This window comes from Terrirhizobium terrae (assembly GCF_030323265.1).
Taxonomy (GTDB): Bacteria; Pseudomonadota; Alphaproteobacteria; order Rhizobiales; family Rhizobiaceae; genus Neorhizobium.
Genome location: NZ_CP104992.1, coordinates 1,835,897 through 1,853,939 on the forward strand (window position 1 = coordinate 1,835,897; position 18,043 = coordinate 1,853,939).

An 18,043-nucleotide genomic window follows, 5' to 3' on the forward strand; every position below is an offset into this window, starting at 1 on the left:
CGATTCCGTGCCTTCACTCTGCTCACCTTGTTTAAACACCTGTTCGAGAGTTGATGAATGGGCGATACCGGCGTGAGTTCTGCCGAGCATCCGCAAAGAGATCTTGCGCAGGATGCCATGAAGCGTAGTCGTGCGGGATTTCTCTCCGTCGGGCTGGCGAGTGCCCTGATCAATCTTCTCTACCTGACCAGCTCCTTCTTCATGCTGCAGATATATGACCGGATCATTCCGAGCCGCAGCATCCCGTCGCTCGTCGCGCTGAGCCTCCTGGCGCTCATGCTCTATCTCTTTCAAGGGGCGTTCGAGTTTGCGCGCAGCCGCATGCTGGCCCGCATATCCGGAATATTCGACGAGGTGATGAGCAAGCGCGTGTTCAAGGCGGTTCTCAAGGCCCCGCTCAGGTCCAGCGGAACAACGGATGGCCTGGCGATGATGCGGGACTTCGATCAGGTCCGCACGTTTCTCTCAAGTCCCGGCCCGGCCGCCTTTTTCGATCTGCCCTGGCTCCCGCTCTACATCGCGATCTGCTTCCTCATCCATCCCGTCATCGGTCTTATCGCGGTCGGTGGCGCTCTGATCCTTGTCCTCCTGACCTATCTGACGAACCGCAGCACCAGGAATACGACACGGCAGATCTATGAGATCGGCAATGAACGCCACGATCGCCTCAACGCGGCCTATCGCAATGCCGAGGTTGTCGAGGCGATGGGCATGGGAGACGACCTCGCCCGCTCATGGTCGGAGGTCAATGACACGTATCGTACCGCCTATCGCGCCAATTCCGACACCGCGAGCGGCTATTCGACCGTCTCGAAGATCTTCCGCATAGCTCTTCAGTCGGGCGTGCTCGCGGCCGGCGCGGTGCTCGTCATCGAGAACCAGGCCACCGGCGGCATCATTATCGCGGCATCCATTCTGATATCGCGCGCATTGGCCCCCGTCGAACAGGCAATCGCCAACTGGCGCGGCTTCGTCTCGACGCGCCAATCCTGGGGGCGCCTCAAGCAGGCCCTGGATAGCTTGAAAGAGGCGCCGGCATCGCTGGCTCTGCCCGCACCGAAAGAGCGGCTTGCGGTCGATTCTGTGGCGAGCGGTCCTCCCGGCAGGCAGGAAATAATCATCTCCAATGTCAGCTTCACCGCGCAATCCGGTAGTGCCGTCGGCGTCGTGGGCCCGAGCGCGTCCGGAAAATCCTCGCTGGCGAGAGCGTTGAGCGGCATCTGGCCGATCCATCGCGGCTCGGTGCGCATGGATGGCGCAACGCTCGACCAGTGGAGCGACGCCGAGCGCGGCAGCCACGTCGGCTATCTGCCCCAGGATATCGAGCTGTTTTCCGGCTCGGTCGCGCAGAACATCGCGCGCTTCAGGGCGGACGCCAATGCCGAGACGATCATAGAGGCCGCTCGTGATGCCGGCGTCCACGAGCTGATCCTGAAGTTGCCGAACGGTTACGAGACGGAAATCGGGCCGGGCGGCTCGATGCTCTCGGCGGGCCAGCGGCAGCGTATCGCGCTGGCCCGGGCGCTCTACGGCAATCCTTTCCTGGTCATCCTCGATGAACCGAATTCCAATCTCGACGCCGAAGGGGAAGTGGCGCTCAGCGAGGCGATCATCAGCGTGCGCAAACGCGGCGGGATCGCGATTGTCGTGGCCCATCGCCCGAGCGCGCTGGCGAGTGTCGATCTGATCATGATGATGACCGAAGGCCGCATGGCCGCCTTCGGCCCGAGAGACGAGATCCTGCCGAGGATCATTCGCCGGGATGCGCCGACAGCGCCGGCGGCCGAGCCGCGTTCCGCCCCTCTCAAGGTGGTCCGCGAGAAGAAGGAGTAGATCATGACGGCCCTGCCATCTGAACGATCCTTGCGCCGTCATATGCTCTTCGTAGGCGTGCTTGGCGCCTGCCTCGTCGGCGGGGTCGGCGGCTGGGCTGCGACCACCACGCTCTCCAATGCCGTGGTCGGTGAGGGGACCGTCATCATCGACGAGAACGTCAAGAAGATACAGCATCTGACCGGCGGCATCGTTTCCGAACTGAATGTTAGGGAAGGATCGCATGTAAAAGCGGGCGATGTCCTGCTTCGGCTGGATGGCACCATGATGCGCGCCAACCTCGCCATCGTCGACAGCACGCTCGCGCAGCTTTACGCCCGTCGCGCCAGGCTTCAGGCCGAGCGGCTGGGGCGGGAGAGTTTTTCCGTCGCCGATCTCGCCGATAGCGGCATCGATGTCGAGGCGAACCGCAAGCTTGTCGATGGCGAGATCCATTTCTTCACGACCCGAAAATCCTCGATCGCCGGCATGAAGAAGCAACTGGAGGAGCGCAAGAGCCAGCTCATCGAGGAGATTGCCGGCAACACGCTGCAAATCCAGGCGACCGACGAGGCGATCAAGCTGATCGACGAGGAGTTTCGGTCGATCAACTCGCTCTACCAGCAGCAATTGACCACAATGCAGCGTGTCAACGCCTTGAAGCGCCAAAGGGTGGAACTTGACGGCAATCGCGGCGAGCGCATGTCCGCCCGTGCCCAGGCCGAAGGACGGATCAACGAGATCAACCTCCAGATCCTGCAGCTCGACGAGGATCGCCGTAACGAGAATGCCAAGGACCTGACCGATGTCGAAGCGCGTATCGCCGAAATGGCGGAACGCCGCATCGCCGCACTCGACCAGTTGAGCCGACTTGATCTACGTGCCCCGATGGATGGCCGCATCTACCAGCTTGCGGTTCACACCGTCGGTGGCGTGGCCGATGCCCGCGAACCGCTGATGCTGCTTGCGCCTGATTCACGGGATCTGACGGTGGAAGCGAAGATCGCCACTCGCAATATCGACCAGGTGCAGCCGGGCCAGTCGGTGGACATCCGTTTCAGCGCCTTCGATCAGCGCACGACGCCGGAAGTCACGGGCGAGGTCGTATCCATGTCACCTGATATTGTCGCCGACGAGCGCACCGGCGTCAGCTATTATCCGGTTCGGATCAAGCCGGATGCCGACAGCTTTTCGAAGCTCGGCAACCTGGCGCTCTATCCGGGCATGCCGGCGGATGTCTTCATCAGGGTCGCCGACCGCTCGGCGATCTCCTATTTCGTCAAGCCCTTCACTGACCAACTGGCCCAGACGTTCCGCGAGGAATGAGACCGCGTCAGTGGGAGCCGAACGCTTCCTTGAGATCGCGTTCCGCCCTCTCGATCGCACTGGCATTCAGCACCCGGCGGGACAGCGCAACGGCGACCGCGCGGGTGCGCAGGTTGAACCAGCCCTCGTTGCCATGGCCTGACGTTTCGTAAATGCCTAGCTTCTCATAGAGCTGCTGCAGCCGGTTCTGCACGCTGCGCAAGGACAAATGCTTGCGCTGCGCAATCGCCTTGTCGGTAAGGCCCAGCGCCACGTCGACGAGGATCTCGTATTCGACATCCGACAAGCCCAGAGAATTGCCGAGGCTCTTCTGCTGGATCCCGCGCACCTCGCGGTCGATGACGCATTGGGATAAGATGAAGACGCTGCGTAGCGCGAGCTTCAGCCGCTCCTCGGAAGCGGATTTCAGCACATAGCCATAGGTCGCGCCCTCGGGCACGATCCGCGCCACGCCGCGCACATAGGCCTCGTCGGAATAGTTCGACCAGAACAGGATTTTTGTATCCGGCCGCTCGCGCCAGATGGTGCGCGCCGCCTCGATGCCGTTGCGCTCATGCATCTGCAGGTCCATGACGACATTTTCGATACGCGCCGAACGCGCCTGCACCTCGCCGCTTGCGCCATTCTCCGCCTCGATCACATGGCCGCATTCCGGCAGCGCGGCACGCACCGCCTCCTGCAGGAAAGAGCGGTGAAGCGCGTCATCCTCGACTATCAGGACGTCCATTCCATCGCCTCCGCAGGCTTGAGATGTTCAATCGGTAATACGACGCGGACCCGCGTCCCGACGCTTCCGGGGGATGGTCGCCCGATCTCGAAACGGGCCGAAATCAGCCGGGCGCGGGTCTTCATGTTATCGATGCCATGTCCCGACCAGCCGCCATTTCCACCATCGATACCCCGGCCATCGTCTTCAACTTCGATGGAAAGGGCATCGCCGGCCTGCCCGAGCCGAACCGCTATTCTCTCCGATTGCCCGTGGCGAATGGCGTTGTTGATCGCTTCCTGGGCGATCCGGAACAACGCGACGGAGACCGTCGGATCGAGGTTGCCAAGTGCACCATCGCTTTCGTCGGTCATCTGCCAGTCGATCGCCTGGCCGCTTTCGCGCACCGATCGCTCCAGATGCGTTTCGATCGCCTCCGCCACGCCGAAAAGCTGCAGCACCGTCGGCTTGGCTTCCTCGATGATCTGGCGAAGATCGTGCATGCATTGCTGTAGGGCGCGGCAGAAGGGCTCCAGCGCATTGCCGGAAACGGCCGGCCCGTCCCGCAGTTTTTCCATTCGGCGCGTCAGGCGTGTGAGGTCGGCCAGCGTCTGGTCGTGCAGGTCCATGCCGATCCGTTGGCGCTCCGCCTCCAGTGCCTCGGTGAGTTTGAGGGCGCCGAGGCGAAGCCCTTCCTCGCGCGCGCTCGCCTCGGTCTCGATCACGGCCGAGCGCTTGGCTTGTTCGGCGGCACGCAGCGCGAAGAAGTAAGGCGCGAGCAGGTCCGCCACCGCCCGGGCATTTTCAACATCCTCCAATGTGTAGCAGTCCAGCTCGCGGCTGGAACAGCTCAACGCGCCAATGACATTGCCTTGAACCCGGAGCGGCACATGCACGCGGCTATGCAGCGAAAGCTCGATGATCGGGCTCGAAAAGGCGCCGTCGAAGTGAAAGCGCGGATCGGCACAGGCGTCGGCCGACAGAAGATAATCGACCTCGCCGGCAAGCAGCGTACGGATCGGGCTTCCCGTCAGAAGCGCCGGCGGGTGTTTGCTCCAGGCCGTTTCCAGTCCGCTCTCATAGGCGATATGGTATTTCCCATCGACCATCTTGATGCAGACATCCAGATGGTCGTGCGGAATGATGTGGCTGACCTCTTCGGCCACCGCCTTGATGATCGAATTGAAATCGAGCTGGCCCGCCAGCAGACGGGAGATCCCGAGATAGCGGTCGAACAGCGCGTTGCGCGCCGGGTTGAGCATGCGAAGACCTCCTCCAAGTCCTCAAGGCTTCATCTAAGCGTTTCGTCTGCCTCGCTGTCCTGCGGGAACCCGCAGATCTTGCGCGGAAGCCCGCAGAAAGCGTGCTTGGATGCGCCTGTACAACATCTGAAATCTCCTCCATTCTCGATTTACTGAGCAAAAGGGGCTCAGGGCAATCATTATCTCCGGATCACCGTTGAGGAGCGGCCCGGACGATATGCAGGGAGCTTTTGGGAGGAAATCATGACCATCAGGATGATGCTTGCGGCATCCGTGGCACTCGCGTGCCTTGGCGGTTCCGCGCAGGCCGATACGGCCGACAAGAAGATCGCGCTTTCCAACAATTACGCAGGCAATTCCTGGCGACAGGCGATGCTGACCAGCTGGGACAAGATCACCAAGGAGGCGGTCTCCAAGGGCGTGGTCGCCGCTGCCGATCCGTTCACCACGGCCGAGAACCAGGCGACCGAACAGGCTGCCCAGATCCAGAACATGATCCTGCAGGGCTATGACGCGATCGTCATCAACGCCGCCTCTCCGACGGCACTGAACGGCGCGATCAAGGAGGCCTGCGACGCCGGCATCACGGTCGTCTCCTTCGACGGCATCGTCACCGAACCCTGCGCCTGGCGCATCGCGGTCGACTTCAAGGCGATGGGGGAAAGCCAGGTCGATTATCTTGCGAAGAAAATGCCGAATGGCGGCAACCTGCTGGAAATCCGCGGCCTTGCCGGCGTCTCCGTCGATGACGAGATCCATGCCGGCATCGAGGCGGGCGTGAAGAAAAACCCGCAGTTCAAGATCGTCGGCTCGGTCAATGGTGACTGGGCGCAGGACGTCGCCCAGCGCGCCGTCGCCGGCATCCTGCCGAGCCTGCCGGAAGTGGCGGCCGTCGTCACCCAGGGCGGTGACGGTTATGGTGCCGCCCAGGCCTTCGCCGCCGCCAAGCGCCCGACGCCCACCATCGTCATGGGCAACCGCGAGGATGAGCTCGTCTGGTGGAAACAACAGAAGGACAAGGATGGCTACGAGACCATGTCGGTCTCGATCGCCCCCGGCGTCTCGACGCTCGCCTTCTGGGTGGCCCAGCAGATCCTCGACGGCAAGGAGGTACAGAAGGACCTCGTCGTGCCGTTCCTCAGGATCGATCAGGCCAATCTGGAGCAGAACCTCGAAACCACCGAAAAGGGTGGCGTGGCGAATGTCGAATATTCGCTGGAAGACGCTCAGAAGGTGATCGCCGCCAAGTGACGGCGCCTCCCGAGTGCCGGAACGCAGAGACCCAACCCCTGCGTTCCGGCATGTTTTTCAGCTCACCATTCAACTCGACAGCGATTGCATGACCGAAACCTTGAAGCGACAAAAGGTGGTAGCCGCGCGCGGCATCCGGGTGACCTTCGGTGCCGTCAAGGCGCTGGATGGCGCCGATCTCGTCATCCATGCCGGCGAATGCGTCGGGCTGGTCGGCCATAACGGCGCCGGCAAATCCACCATCGTCAACGTCATCAATGGCGGGCTGACCCCGCATGACGGGTCGCTCACCTATTGCGACAGCGAAGGCCATGGCATTTCGGCCGCCCGCGCCAGCGGCGTGCGCTGCGTTTTTCAGGAACTGTCGCTCTGCCCCAATCTGACGGTTGGTGAGAACGCCCGCATCATGCATGCGGAACTGAAGGGGTGGAACTGGCGCAGCCGCGCGCTGAAACTGGTGGAAGCCCAGCTCAAGGCGATCTTTCCCGGCCATGCGATCGACTGCGATTCAAGCGTCGATGACCTCTCCATCGCCGAGCGTCAGATGGTCGAGATCGCCATCAGCTTCGCCGGCATCGAGGCCCGGCCGAAGCTCGTAATTCTCGACGAGCCGACCTCGTCGCTCGATGCCGGCCTTGCGGCGCAGCTCATGGCCTATATCCGCAAGTTTGTCGGGGAGGGCGGCTCGGTCCTGCTGATCTCGCACATTCTCGGCGAAATCCTCTCCACCTCCGACCGCATCGTGGTGATGAAGGACGGCCGGGTGGTGGCCGATCGCGGTGCCACGGACTTCACCACCCGCAGCCTTGTCGAAGCGATGGGCAATGTCGTGCGCGAACAGGAGTTTTCGCGCGCCTCGACTGTAGGGATCGGCCAGCCGGTTCTCTCCATGCCGCCCCGCCGTGGCCACGGCTTAGCCTTCGAGGCCTTTCGCGGCGAGATGATCGGCCTTGCCGGCCTCGGCGGCCATGGTCAGACCGAAGCGCTGCTCGACCTCTATCTCGATCGCAACAGCAACTGGTGGCCGACAAGAAAACGCGAGATCGCCTTCGTTGCCGGTGACCGCAGCCTCAACGGCACGTTTCCGCTCTGGAGCATCCTGAAAAACCTCTCCATCGCCTCGCTCGGTCAGCTGTCGACAAACCGCATGGTCGATAGGGCGCGGGAGGAGACGCTCGGCCAAAGCTGGAAACAGCGCATCGAGATCCGCACGCCCGACATGGACAACCGCATCCTGTCGCTCTCCGGCGGCAACCAGCAGAAGGTACTTTTCGCCCGTGCGCTGGCGACCACCGCCGGCACGGTTCTGATGGACGACCCGATGCGTGGCGTCGATATCGGCACCAAGCAGGAGGTTTATGAAATCCTCCGCTCGGAGGCGGCCAATGGCCGGACCTTTGTCTGGTACTCGACCGAAATGGACGAGATCCGCCTCTGCGACCGGGTCTATGTCTTTCGCGAAGGTGCGATCGTCGCCGAACTTAAAGGCGAGGAGATCAGCGAGAAGAATGTGCTCGCCGCATCCTTCAGCGAAGGGGAGGCGGCATGAAGCTCTCCTCCGGCGCGATCCGCCTGATCATTCCTGCAGCCTCGCTCGTCCTCCTGCTCGCCGCCGTCTTCTACATGCAGCCGCGCGCGATGAGCTATACGGGGCTGAACCTGCTGTTCAATCTGGCCGTCCCGATCGCGCTCGCCACCATCGCCCAGATGCTGATCATGTCGGTCAACGATCTCGATCTGTCGATGGGCACCTTCGTCAGCTTCTGCGCCTGCGTCACCGCCACCTTCCTGCAGGCGCAGCCGGCGCTGGGCATCCTCATCTTTCTCGGCGCGATCACCACCTACGCAGTAATCGGCGTCGTCATCCACCTGCGCGAACTGCCCTCGATCGTCGTCACCCTCGGCATGAGCTTTGTCTGGGGCGGGCTCGCTGTTCTCATCTTGCCGTCCCCCGGCGGTACGGCGCCCACCTGGGCGCGCTGGCTGATGACGGCCAAGCCGCCGCTCGTGCCGATGGCGATCGTCGCCAGCGTGCTGATCGCAACTGTTACCCATTACATCGTCATGCGCTCCTCCTTCGGCGTCGTCATGCGCGGCGTCGGCGGCAATGATCGTTCGGTCGAACGCGCCGGCTGGTCTGTGATCGGCATCCGCGCCGCGACCTATGCTCTGGCCGGCCTTTTCGCCGTCCTTGCCGGGATCGCGCTGGTCGGCCTCACCACCTCGGCAGATGCCAATATCGCGCTGCGCTACACGCTTCTGTCGATCGCCGGCGTCATTCTCGGCGGCGGCCAGTTCGTCGGCGGCAAGGTCTCGCCCATCGGCGCGGTCATCGGCGCGCTGACCCTGACGCTCGCCGGTTCCTTCCTGTCCTTCATGCGCATCTCGCCGGACTGGCAGATCGGCGCCCAGGGCGCTATCCTGATCGTGGTCCTTGCCCTGCGCCTCGCGCTCAACCGTCTGGAAAAGCGGGAGAAGAGCCAATGACCCTGCACCGGCTTCTGATGGCAAAACCCTGGATCTGGTCCTTTGCCGCAACCATCGTCGTCTGGGTCGTCACCGTTCTCTTTACCGGCGGCGCCAGTTCCTTCGGCCTGTCCCAGGCCGCACTTACCTTCGCCGCCTTCTCCGTCATCGTCGGCATCGGCCAGATGTTCGTCATCACGCTCGGGCCGGGCAATATCGATCTCTCCGTGCCGGCGACCATGACGCTCTCCGGCACGCTGGCTCTCAAGCTGATGGATGTGCAGGACGGCATGATCGTCATCGGGCTTCTGGCCTCGATCGGCATCGGCCTCGTCATCGGGCTCGGCAATTACATCCTGATCAAGCTGCTGCGCATCCCGCCGATCATCGCCACCCTGTCGATGAGCTTCATCGTCCAGTCGGTGGCGATCTGGAGCAATCGCGGCCTGCGCATCAAGCCGCCGGAAACGCTGGCGAATTTCGCCACATCCGGCCTGTTCGGCATCCCCAACGTGGCGCTCGTGGCGCTGGTGCTTTCGATTGTCGCCTGGGTGCTGCTCGAAAAGTCCATCTACGGACGCTGGATCTCGGCGATCGGCCAGAGCACGTTTGCCGCCCGCATGACCGGCATCCCGGTCGATGGCACGCGTCTTGTCACCTACATGCTCTGCGCCGTGCTGGCCTCCGTCTGCGGCTATCTTCTGGCAAGCTTCTCCGGCGGTGCGGCGCTCAACATGGGCTCCGAATATCTCCTGATGTCGATCGCCGTCGTCGTCATCGGCGGCACGGCGGTGGCCGGCGGCAACTCCAACATACCGGGCATATGGGGCGCCTCGCTCTTCATGTTCCTCGTCGTGTCGATGCTTAACACCTACGGCTTCGGCGCCGGTTTCCGCCTCATCCTGACCGGCCTCATCATCATCGCCGTCATCCTTCTCGCCGGTGGCCGACAGGCCACGCGATAGTCCTTCAATTTTCGACGCAAACCAAGCGGACGCAATGCCATGACCGAGACACCATCCATCTACGAAATCCACGACGACCGCTTCCGGTATCTGATCGTCCCGACATCGCCGCTCGACGAACTCTATTCCGAGTGCCGCTGGGCGGAAGGGCCGGTCTGGTTCTCCGATCTTGGCTGCCTGATCTGGAGCGACAATCCCAACGAGCGGATGCTGCGCTGGGTCGAAGGCGGCGGCGTTTCCACCTTCCGCAGCCCCTCCAATTTCTCCAACGGCAACACGCGGGACCGGCAGGGCCGGCTGATCACCTGCGAGCACGGCACGCGCCGGGTGACCCGCACCGAGATCGACGGCTCGATCACCGTGCTCGCCGACAGTTTCGAGGGCAAGCGGCTGAATTCGCCCAATGACGTCGTGGTGCGCTCCGACGGCAGCATCTGGTTCACCGACCCGACCTACGGCATCATGTCGAACTACGAAGGTTTTCGCGCCGATCCCGAGCAGAAGACCCGTAACGTCTACCGGCTCGATCCCGAGACCGGCGAAATCGAGGCCGTCGTCACCGATTTGGGGCAGCCCAACGGGCTTGCCTTTTCGCCGGACGAGAAGATCCTCTATGTCGCGGATTCCTCTTCCAGCCATGATCCGAACGCACCACGCCATATCCGCGCCTTCGATGTCGTGGATGGCCGGAGGCTCGCCAAAAGCCGCGAATTCTGCACTATCGACAAGGGTCTGCCGGACGGTTTTCGCGTCGATGTCGACGGCAATGTCTGGTCGAGTGCCGGTGACGGCGTCCATTGCTTCGCGCCGGATGGCAAGCTGATCGGCAAGATCCTCATTCCCCAGACGGTGGCGAATGTCACCTTCGGCGGCCCGCGCCGCAACCGGCTGTTCATCACTGCCACCCGCTCGCTCTACGCCGTCTATACGGCCGCGATCGGCGCCGGCATCGGCTAAAGCAATTCCAGCAAAAGTGGGAACCGGTTTTGTGTCCGGAATTGCGCGGAAACAAGGAGATAGAGCGGTTTCGCGTTTCGAAGAAAGGCGGAAAATGCTCTAACTCTCGAAGCTGAAGCTCAGTCTTCCATAGAGTTCGGGGTGCTGCTGCCGGGTTCGGATCAGCTGTGTCTCGAACACCTGCCGGGCGCTCTGCTGGATGAGATCGGTCAGCGCCCCCAACTCGTATTGGCGGGTGGCGAGCGTGATCCGGCGGGAAATCGCCGATTTGTCCAGCGGCCTGATATTGACCTGGTGCCGCTCCGGCGTCTCGCGCAGCAGAAGCAGCGACGGCACCAGCGCCCAGCCGAACCCGTGCGCCACCATCATCAGCACGGAATCGAGAATGTCGAAGGTCGCCGCCGGAGTGACGTCGATCTTGAGACGCGACAGATAGGCGGCCGTCAGGCGGCCGAAGCCTGAATCCTTGTGGGCGCCGACCATCGGCACGCCGGCCGCGAGCTCCGCCAGCGAAAGATGGCTCAGAAGCGGCGGCGTGATCAGTACCACCGACTCCGTCAAAAGGTTCAATTTGGTCGCCCCGTCGCGCCGCTCGTCGTCGTCCAGCACGATGAGCGCGGAAAGTTCGCGCGCATAGAAACGCTCCCAAAGCTTCGCGTTACTGCCGCTGACGACGTTCCATGAGCGCGAATTGGCGGCAAGTTGTTCTATCAGGTTCGTCGCGAACCAGGTGCCAAGCGTCTCGATCAGGCCGATGCCGAGATGGGCGTGCTTCACTCGCCCCTTGGTCCTGAGCTCCTGATTTATGCCGGTGGCATCCTGCAGCAATTGCTGTCCGCGGCTGAAGAGCTGCGTGCCGATCACCGTCGGTTTCAGCGGCCGGAAAGAGCGGTCGAACAGCATCACACCCATCCGCTTTTCCATGCGCCGAATGAGGTGTGAGACCGCGGATTCCGTCAGGCCCAGCCGCCGCGCGGCTTCCGTCATGCTGCCGGTCTCGCAGACGGCGATGAAGGCATCGAGATCCGCAAGGTCGAAATCGCGTGTTGTTTGCATGGAAGTAAGCGTCCTAAAAAATAGGCAGATGCAGTGGCACTATGCAGGTAGAATGAATTTATTTCAAGATAACCCGTTATTTTGGCCATCCGGATGTATCGTCTCGGGGCGCGGTGATCCGCCGCATCCTTAGAAAGTCCTTTGTTTTCCGGCGTTTGTGGACTCAGAGCGAAGGAAGTGCTGTATTTGCTCTAGTAGCAAAGCCTGAAATGGGATTGTTGCAACTTCGTTCATTCTCCTCATGCTGGAGCCACTTTCGAGAAGGAGAATGCCTTGCCTACCGTAAAACCCGCACCGACCCACGACACGCTGCTCTATTCCACCCCGTGCTACGATCTCGATCAGCTCGATGCTGACATCGCGTTCCTCGGCATTCCTTATGGTGCGGCCTACGACCAGTTCGCAGTCTCCAGCGAACAGTCGAAATTCCCGGATGCCATGCGCAAGGCAACCGACCGCATCGTGCGCGGCCTCGATCATTATGACTTCGACATCGGCGGTACGCTGCTCGACAACAAGCCGATCAAGATGGTCGATTGCGGCAATGTCGCAGGCCACCCGGCCGACCCGACCGTTCACCAGAAGAATGCCGAACTTGCCGTTCGCAAGATCCTCAAGGCCGGCGCCATGCCGATCGTCATGGGCGGCGATCACTCTACGCCGATTCCTGATCTTCAAGGCGCTTGAGGAACTCGGCAAGCCGATCACGCTGATCCAGGTCGATGCCCATCTCGACTGGCGCATGGAAATCAACGGCGTCGATGAAGGTCTGTCGAGCCCGATCCGCCGCGCGTCTGAAATGGATCATTTCGGCGACATCTTCCAGATCGGCCTACGCGCTTCCGGCAGCGGCCGTACCGAGGAATACGAGGCGGCTGTTGCCTACGGTGCCAACCTGATCACCGCCCAGGAAGTGCACGACGTCGGCATGCAGGCGATCCTCGATCGCATCCCCGATGGCGGCAACTACTACCTGACCATCGATGCCGACGGCATGGATCCGTCGCTGATGCCGGCGGTTCTCGGCCCGGCCTTCGGCGGTCTGCTCTATCCGCAGATGCTGACGCTGATCCGCGGTCTGGTTAAGAAGGGCAGCGTGGTCGGCATGGATGTCGTCGAGATCGCTCCGGATCGCGACCATAACCGCCGCACGCTGATTGCCGCCGGTCGCTTCTACTTCAACATGATCGGCGCCGCCGTGCGGGCCGGATACTTCGATAAGAAACAATAAGATAAACCCCACAGGAGAACACGATGGCATTCCCGAATTTCATCAAGGCAGCCGGTGTCGCGGCTGCTCTCTTCGCCCTCCCGGTCGCCGCACTCGCCGGCCCGGTCATGGACAAGGTCAAGGAGACCGGCAAGCTGACGGTCGCCACCGAGGCATCCTACCCTCCCTTCGAATTCACGAAGGACGGCAAGATCGTCGGTTACGGCAAGGACCTGCTCGACCTCCTGATGGCGGCCCTGTCCAAGGAAGTCGGCAAGGAAGTCACGCTTGAGCAGCTTGACCTGCCGTTCCAGGGCATCCTGCCGGGCCTCAGCGCCGGTCAGTTCGACTTCGTCGCCACCTCGGTCGGCATCAATGCCGATCGCGCCAAGCGCTACGCCTATACCCGCCCGATCGCCGTCTCGGCCCAGACCGTCATGATCCGCGCCGGTGATGCCGAAACGCTGAAGACGCCGGAAGACCTGAACGGCAAGATCATCGGCACCCAGATGGCATCGGCCAGCGAGCCGGTCGCCCGCGGTTTCGACGAGAAGATGAAGGCCGCAGGCAAGCCGGGTCTCGGCGAACTGAAGCTCTTCACATCCTATCCGGAAACCTATGTGGCGCTCGCCAACGGCTCCGTCGATGCCGTCGTCCAGTCCGGTCCGGCACTTGCCGTTCTCGTCAAGGAACGCGCAGGCGTGTTCAAGCTGATGGGCCCGCTCACCGACCAGAAGAGCTTCCTCGCCTGGGTTGCCCGTCCTGAAGACGGCGATTTCCGCGATTTCGTCAGCAAGTTCTTCACCGAGCTCAACAAGAGCGGCGAAATGGGCAAGCTGCAGGAGAAGTGGTTCGGCTTCAAGATGGATACGCCGGACAGCGGCTATCTCCCCGAAGGCGCCCTCTAAGATAACCGACGCAAGGCGGGGGCGGGCTCATGAGCCCGCCCTTCGCGCGAACTTGCCGACTGCGGAGCAACACCATGGAATTCAGCTTTGAGTTCATGTTTTCAACCATACCGGCGTTGCTCTCGGCAGCAGGCGTAACGATCCGTGTGGCGGCGATCACAATCGTCCTGTCGATCACCGTCGGCACGCTTCTCACCATTATCCGGGCCTTCAAGATCAGGCCCGTCAACATGGCGATCGAGCTTTACATCAGCTTCATTCGCGGCACCCCGCTTCTGGTGCAGATCTTCCTCGCCTTCTACGCGCTGCCTGCGATCGGCATCAAGCTCGGCCCGGTCACCGCCGGCGTTCTGGCGATCACCGCCAACAACGCGGCCTTCATGACGGAAATCTTCCGCGGCGCGCTTGCCAGCATCCCGCCCGGCCAGATCGAGGCTTCCGCCTCTCTCGGCCTCAAGTCGCGGGCGATCTGGCTGAAGGTGATCCTGCCACAGCTCTACATGCGCTCGCTTCCGGCGATCATCAACGAATGCACGATCGTCGTGAAGGGCACCGCTCTGCTCGCCGTCATCACCGTGGTGGAAGTATTCCGCACTGCCCAGCAGATCGGCTCCAGCAGCTTCCGCCCGTTCGAGACGTTCGTTGCCGCCGGCCTGGTCTTCCTTTGCATGAGCCTCGTCATCAGCCAGTTCGGGCTCTGGCTCGAGCGCCGCTTCGCGCTGCGTCGCGGCGTCTGAGGAAGGCTCTGAGGGAAAAGATATGGATTATACCGTCGTCACCAACAACTGGCCGCTCTTCGCCAAGGGCATCTGGATGACCATCCAGGTGTCGCTCGCGGCGATCGTCCTCGGCTTCTGCATCGCCTTCTGCATCGCTCTCATCCGCACCAGCCGCTTCCGCGTGCTGCGCATCGCGGCAAGCGTCTATGTCGAAGTGCTGCGCAACATCCCCTTCGTCATTTTGCTGTTCATCTTCTTCTACGGCCTGCCCTTTGCCGGCATCCGCCTGCCGGGCCAGGTGGCCGGCACGATCGCGCTGGCGATGTTCGCGTCTGCCTATTACGGCGAGATCATCCGCGGTGCCATGGCCGCCGTGCCGCGCGGTCAGGTCGAGGCGGCCCGCGCCATGGGCTTCACCTTCCCGCAGACCCTGAGGGACGTCATCATTCCGCAGATGTGGAAATTCGCCCTGCCGCCGATGGCCGGCACGACGACCATGACGGTGAAGGAATCCTCCATTCTCAGCACCATCACGGTTGCCGAACTCACCTATCAGGGCCTCATCGTTCAGGGCATGACCTTTGCGCCTTTCGAGGTCTTCTTCGCTGTCGCCGCTCTCTATTGGATCTATACGGCCATCCTCTCCCACCTCTTCAAGCGGGCCGAAAAGCATCTCGGCTCGTCCGAACTGGCTGCCGTCTACCGCAGCCCGATCGCCCGCAAATATCTGACGCTCGATGCCGGGAGGCGCGCATGAAGGCCCCGATCCTGACGATCGACAATCTGGTCAAGTCCTACGGTCCGACCCGTGTCCTCAACGGCGTCAGCCTGGAAGTCCGCTCCGGCGACGTTGTCGGCATTATCGGCCGCAGCGGTTGCGGCAAGAGTTCGCTGCTTCGCTGCATCAACGGTCTGGAAAAGATCGACGACGGCTCGGTCAATCTGCGTGGCGAGTTCATCGGCCGCGTGCCGCAGGAAGAGGGTCGCTGGCGCTACCAGTCGGAGCGGGAACTGACCCAGTTCCGCGCCCGCATCGGCTTCGTCTTCCAGCAGTTCAACCTCTGGGCCAACAAGACCGCGCTCGACAATGTCGCGCTCCCATTGGTCCGCGTTCAAAAGAAGTCCTGGGCGGAAGCGCGCCAGAGCGCTTCGGACATGCTGACCAAGCTCGGGCTCGGGACAAAGACCGGTTCCTATCCGAGCGAACTTTCCGGTGGCCAGCAGCAGCGCGTCTCGATCGCCCGCGCGCTGGTGATGAAGCCTGAACTGATGCTGCTCGACGAGCCGACCTCGGCGCTCGATCCTGAACTGGTGCGCGAAGTGCTCGGCGTGCTGCAGGATCTCGTGGCCGACGGCATGACCATGATCTGCGTGACCCACGAAATGGGCTTCATCCGCAATTTCGGCAATCACCTCATCTTCATGGACAAGGGCAAGATCGTCGAAGCCGGCCCGCCCAAGGACGTGATGAGCGCACCGAAGACCGAGCAGCTGCAGAGCCTGCTCGGCATGATGGCCCATTGATGACGACAGACTGCAGGAGAGCGAAATGAACATGCTGGGCGAAGACGGCCGTCTCAATCGTGGCTATGTCGGAATTCCCACCTTCCTGCGCAGCAATTACTGCGCGGATATCGGGGCACTCGATGCGAAATACGCCGTCTTCGGCGTTCCCTATGACGAAGGCTCTCCTTCCTGCCCGGCTCGCGTTTCGGGCCGCGCGCCATCCGCGAGCATTCACTGCGCTTCAGCCCCGATGGCATCTTCGATCCGGCGACCGAAACGTCCTATCTCACCGACGTCATCCGTCAGGGAAAGCTGGTCGATATCGGCGATATCGATATCGTCCCGAGCAGCCCGGCGAGAACCTTCGCAGGCCTGACCGAAACGGTGAAGAAGCTCCGCGCAAAAGGCGCCATCCCGGTCATGCTCGGCGGTGACCATGCCGTCAGCTTCCCGGCTGTACGCGCCTTTGAGGAGGACATCCATGTCATCCAGCTCGATTCCCACATCGACTACGGCGTTTATGATAACGAGTTCCGCTACGGCAACGGCCAGGGCTTTCGCCAGATCAACGAGCAGCCCAACGTGAAGAGCCTCACCCAGATCGGCATCCGCAGCTATCGCACCAATCCGGCCGATTTCTACAAGGCCAAGGCCGATGGCAGTCGCATCGTCACCATGCCCGAATTGCGCGAACGCGGCCCGATCTCCGCCGTGTCCCATATTCCGGAAGGGGCATCCGTCTATTTGAGCATCGATATCGATGCCTATGACGCACCGCTCGTGCCCGGCTGCGTTTCCGCAGAGCCGGACGGCCCGTCCTTCACCGAAATGCGGTCGATCCTCGAAGTCATCGCCGGCAATTTCAAAGTCGTCGGCTGTGATCTCGTCGAGGTCAATCCGCCGCTCGACGTCAAGACCGGCGCCACCTCCTATCTGGCGGCGCTGACCGTCGCCATGCTGATCGGCTATATCGAGGCGAACTGAGCCGGCTCGCTCGGCTTGCGCGACCCGTCTCTCTACTGGTCGCGCAATGTCCGAATGATGGCTGAAAAGTCTTCCCCACCGTGACCGGCATTCTCGAATGCCGCATAAAGCTCGGCCGCGTGCGCCCCCAGTGGTGTTGCCGCTCCCGATTGCTTCGCGGCCTCCTGTGACAGCATCAGATCCTTCAGCATCAGCGCCGCAGCGAAACCCGGCTTGTACTCTTTATTGGCCGGCGAGGTCGGAACCGGGCCGGGCACCGGGCAATATGTGGTCAGCGACCAGCACTGGCCGGAAGAGGTCGAGGCGACATCGAACAGCGCCTGGTGCGACAGACCGAGCTTTTCCGCCAGCACGAAGGCCTCGCAGACGCCGATCATTGAAATGCCAAGGATCATGTTGTTGCAGATCTTGGCCGACTGCCCCGCGCCATCGCCACCGCAATGGACGATCTTCTGACCCATCGCCTCAAGGATCGTGCGTCCGGCGGCAAAGGCATCATCCGATCCTCCCACCATGAAGGTCAGTGTTCCTGCCGCAGCACCTGAAGTGCCGCCGGAGACGGGAGCATCGAGCGAGAGGCAGTTCACTTCATCCGCCAGCTCGTGAGCCCGCCTGGCGCTTTCCACATCGATGGTCGAGCAGTCGATCAGCAGCGTATTTTCTGGAATAAGCGCGATCAGCGCGGACCAGACGGAGACGACATGCTGTCCTTTCGGCAACATGGTGATGACGCATTCCGCATCTCGCAACGCGTCGGCAAGCGTTGTCGCCGGCCTCACGCCAGTCTTTGCGGCCGCTTTCACGGAGGTCTCGGAAAGGTCGAAGCCGGACACGGTGTGTCCCGCCTTCACCAGATTGGCTGCCATCGGCCCGCCCATGTTTCCAAGACCGATGAAAGCGATGCTGGCCATGTCG

16 protein-coding genes and 1 pseudogene are annotated in these 18,043 nt (G+C 62.1%); 13 read left to right on the forward strand and 4 right to left on the reverse strand.

The genetic code is table 11. The features are described from left to right. The first annotated feature begins 57 nt into the window (after positions 1-57). Both N7E02_RS16665 and N7E02_RS16670 read left to right on the forward strand, forming a co-directional pair. Entirely contained in the window at positions 58-1,833 is a 1,776-nt protein-coding gene (locus N7E02_RS16665; RefSeq protein ID WP_286583352.1) for a type I secretion system permease/ATPase, read from the forward strand. A gap of 3 nt (positions 1,834-1,836) precedes the next feature. After that, complete coding sequence (locus N7E02_RS16670) at positions 1,837-3,138, forward strand: HlyD family type I secretion periplasmic adaptor subunit (protein WP_286583354.1); 1,302 nt, start codon at positions 1,837-1,839, stop codon at positions 3,136-3,138. A 7-nt stretch (positions 3,139-3,145) separates the two neighbouring features. On the opposite strand, the gene N7E02_RS16675 is transcribed toward N7E02_RS16670, so the two are convergent. Together N7E02_RS16675 and N7E02_RS16680 are read right to left on the reverse strand one after the other, a co-directional pair. Further along, on the reverse strand, positions 3,146-3,865 hold the full coding sequence (locus tag N7E02_RS16675) for a response regulator transcription factor (protein ID WP_286583358.1): 720 nt from the start codon (positions 3,863-3,865) through the stop codon (positions 3,146-3,148). Then, positions 3,853-5,106, reverse strand: a complete 1,254-nt coding sequence (locus N7E02_RS16680; RefSeq protein ID WP_286583360.1) for a GAF domain-containing sensor histidine kinase — start codon at positions 5,104-5,106, stop codon at positions 3,853-3,855. Before N7E02_RS16680 ends, N7E02_RS16675 begins: the two co-directional genes overlap by 13 nt. A 243-nt stretch (positions 5,107-5,349) precedes the next feature. Between N7E02_RS16680 and N7E02_RS16685 the strand changes: the two genes are divergently transcribed. The 5 genes from N7E02_RS16685 (at position 5,350) to N7E02_RS16705 (ending at position 10,745) form a co-directional block, all read left to right on the forward strand. Beyond that, the gene (locus N7E02_RS16685; RefSeq protein WP_286583361.1) at positions 5,350-6,357 is read left to right on the forward strand and encodes an ABC transporter substrate-binding protein; all 1,008 of its coding nucleotides are present in this window, start codon (positions 5,350-5,352) and stop codon (positions 6,355-6,357) included. 88 nt (positions 6,358-6,445) lie between these two features. Further along, positions 6,446-7,906, forward strand: a complete 1,461-nt coding sequence (locus N7E02_RS16690; RefSeq protein WP_286583363.1) for an ATP-binding cassette domain-containing protein — start codon at positions 6,446-6,448, stop codon at positions 7,904-7,906. After that, positions 7,903-8,844 carry an ABC transporter permease gene (locus N7E02_RS16695; RefSeq protein WP_286583364.1) on the forward strand — a complete coding sequence of 314 codons (942 nt, stop codon included), beginning with the start codon at positions 7,903-7,905 and terminating at the stop codon, positions 8,842-8,844. Before N7E02_RS16690 ends, N7E02_RS16695 begins: the two co-directional genes overlap by 4 nt. Next, on the forward strand, positions 8,841-9,788 hold the full coding sequence (locus tag N7E02_RS16700) for an ABC transporter permease (RefSeq protein WP_286583367.1): 948 nt from the start codon (positions 8,841-8,843) through the stop codon (positions 9,786-9,788). The genes N7E02_RS16695 and N7E02_RS16700 overlap by 4 nt, the downstream gene beginning before the upstream one ends. A gap of 39 nt (positions 9,789-9,827) precedes the next feature. Beyond that, the gene (locus N7E02_RS16705) at positions 9,828-10,745 is read left to right on the forward strand and encodes an SMP-30/gluconolactonase/LRE family protein (RefSeq protein WP_286583370.1); all 918 of its coding nucleotides are present in this window, start codon (positions 9,828-9,830) and stop codon (positions 10,743-10,745) included. Positions 10,746-10,844: 99 nt separating this feature from the next. Here the strand turns inward: N7E02_RS16705 and N7E02_RS16710 are convergent, their stop codons facing one another. After that, a complete protein-coding gene (locus tag N7E02_RS16710) occupies positions 10,845-11,801 on the reverse strand; it encodes a LysR family transcriptional regulator (protein WP_286583373.1) in 957 nt (318 codons plus the stop codon). 273 nt (positions 11,802-12,074) lie between these two features. On the opposite strand from N7E02_RS16710, the pseudogene N7E02_RS16715 reads away from it, so the two are divergent. The 6 genes and pseudogenes from N7E02_RS16715 (at position 12,075) to N7E02_RS16740 (ending at position 17,128) form a co-directional block, all read left to right on the forward strand. Beyond that, positions 12,075-13,032 (forward strand): annotated as a pseudogene (locus tag N7E02_RS16715) (agmatinase). A gap of 23 nt (positions 13,033-13,055) precedes the next feature. After that, positions 13,056-13,919 carry a transporter substrate-binding domain-containing protein gene (locus N7E02_RS16720; RefSeq protein WP_286583376.1) on the forward strand — a complete coding sequence of 288 codons (864 nt, stop codon included), beginning with the start codon at positions 13,056-13,058 and terminating at the stop codon, positions 13,917-13,919. Positions 13,920-13,993: 74 nt separating this feature from the next. Next, the gene (locus N7E02_RS16725) at positions 13,994-14,656 is read left to right on the forward strand and encodes an amino acid ABC transporter permease (protein WP_286583377.1); all 663 of its coding nucleotides are present in this window, start codon (positions 13,994-13,996) and stop codon (positions 14,654-14,656) included. A gap of 22 nt (positions 14,657-14,678) precedes the next feature. Next, the gene (locus tag N7E02_RS16730; protein ID WP_286583380.1) at positions 14,679-15,395 is read left to right on the forward strand and encodes an amino acid ABC transporter permease; all 717 of its coding nucleotides are present in this window, start codon (positions 14,679-14,681) and stop codon (positions 15,393-15,395) included. Beyond that, positions 15,392-16,162: an amino acid ABC transporter ATP-binding protein gene (locus N7E02_RS16735; RefSeq protein ID WP_286583382.1), complete on the forward strand. Its 771-nt coding sequence runs from the start codon at positions 15,392-15,394 to the stop codon at positions 16,160-16,162. Before N7E02_RS16730 ends, N7E02_RS16735 begins: the two co-directional genes overlap by 4 nt. A 216-nt stretch (positions 16,163-16,378) precedes the next feature. Beyond that, positions 16,379-17,128 (forward strand): arginase family protein, encoded by a 750-nt coding sequence (locus tag N7E02_RS16740; protein WP_286583880.1) that lies wholly within the window; start codon positions 16,379-16,381, stop codon positions 17,126-17,128. A 32-nt stretch (positions 17,129-17,160) separates the two neighbouring features. Here the strand turns inward: N7E02_RS16740 and mmsB are convergent, their stop codons facing one another. Beyond that, a complete protein-coding gene (gene mmsB / locus N7E02_RS16745; RefSeq protein WP_286583384.1) occupies positions 17,161-18,039 on the reverse strand; it encodes a 3-hydroxyisobutyrate dehydrogenase in 879 nt (292 codons plus the stop codon). Between the last annotated feature and the right edge of the window lie 4 nt (positions 18,040-18,043).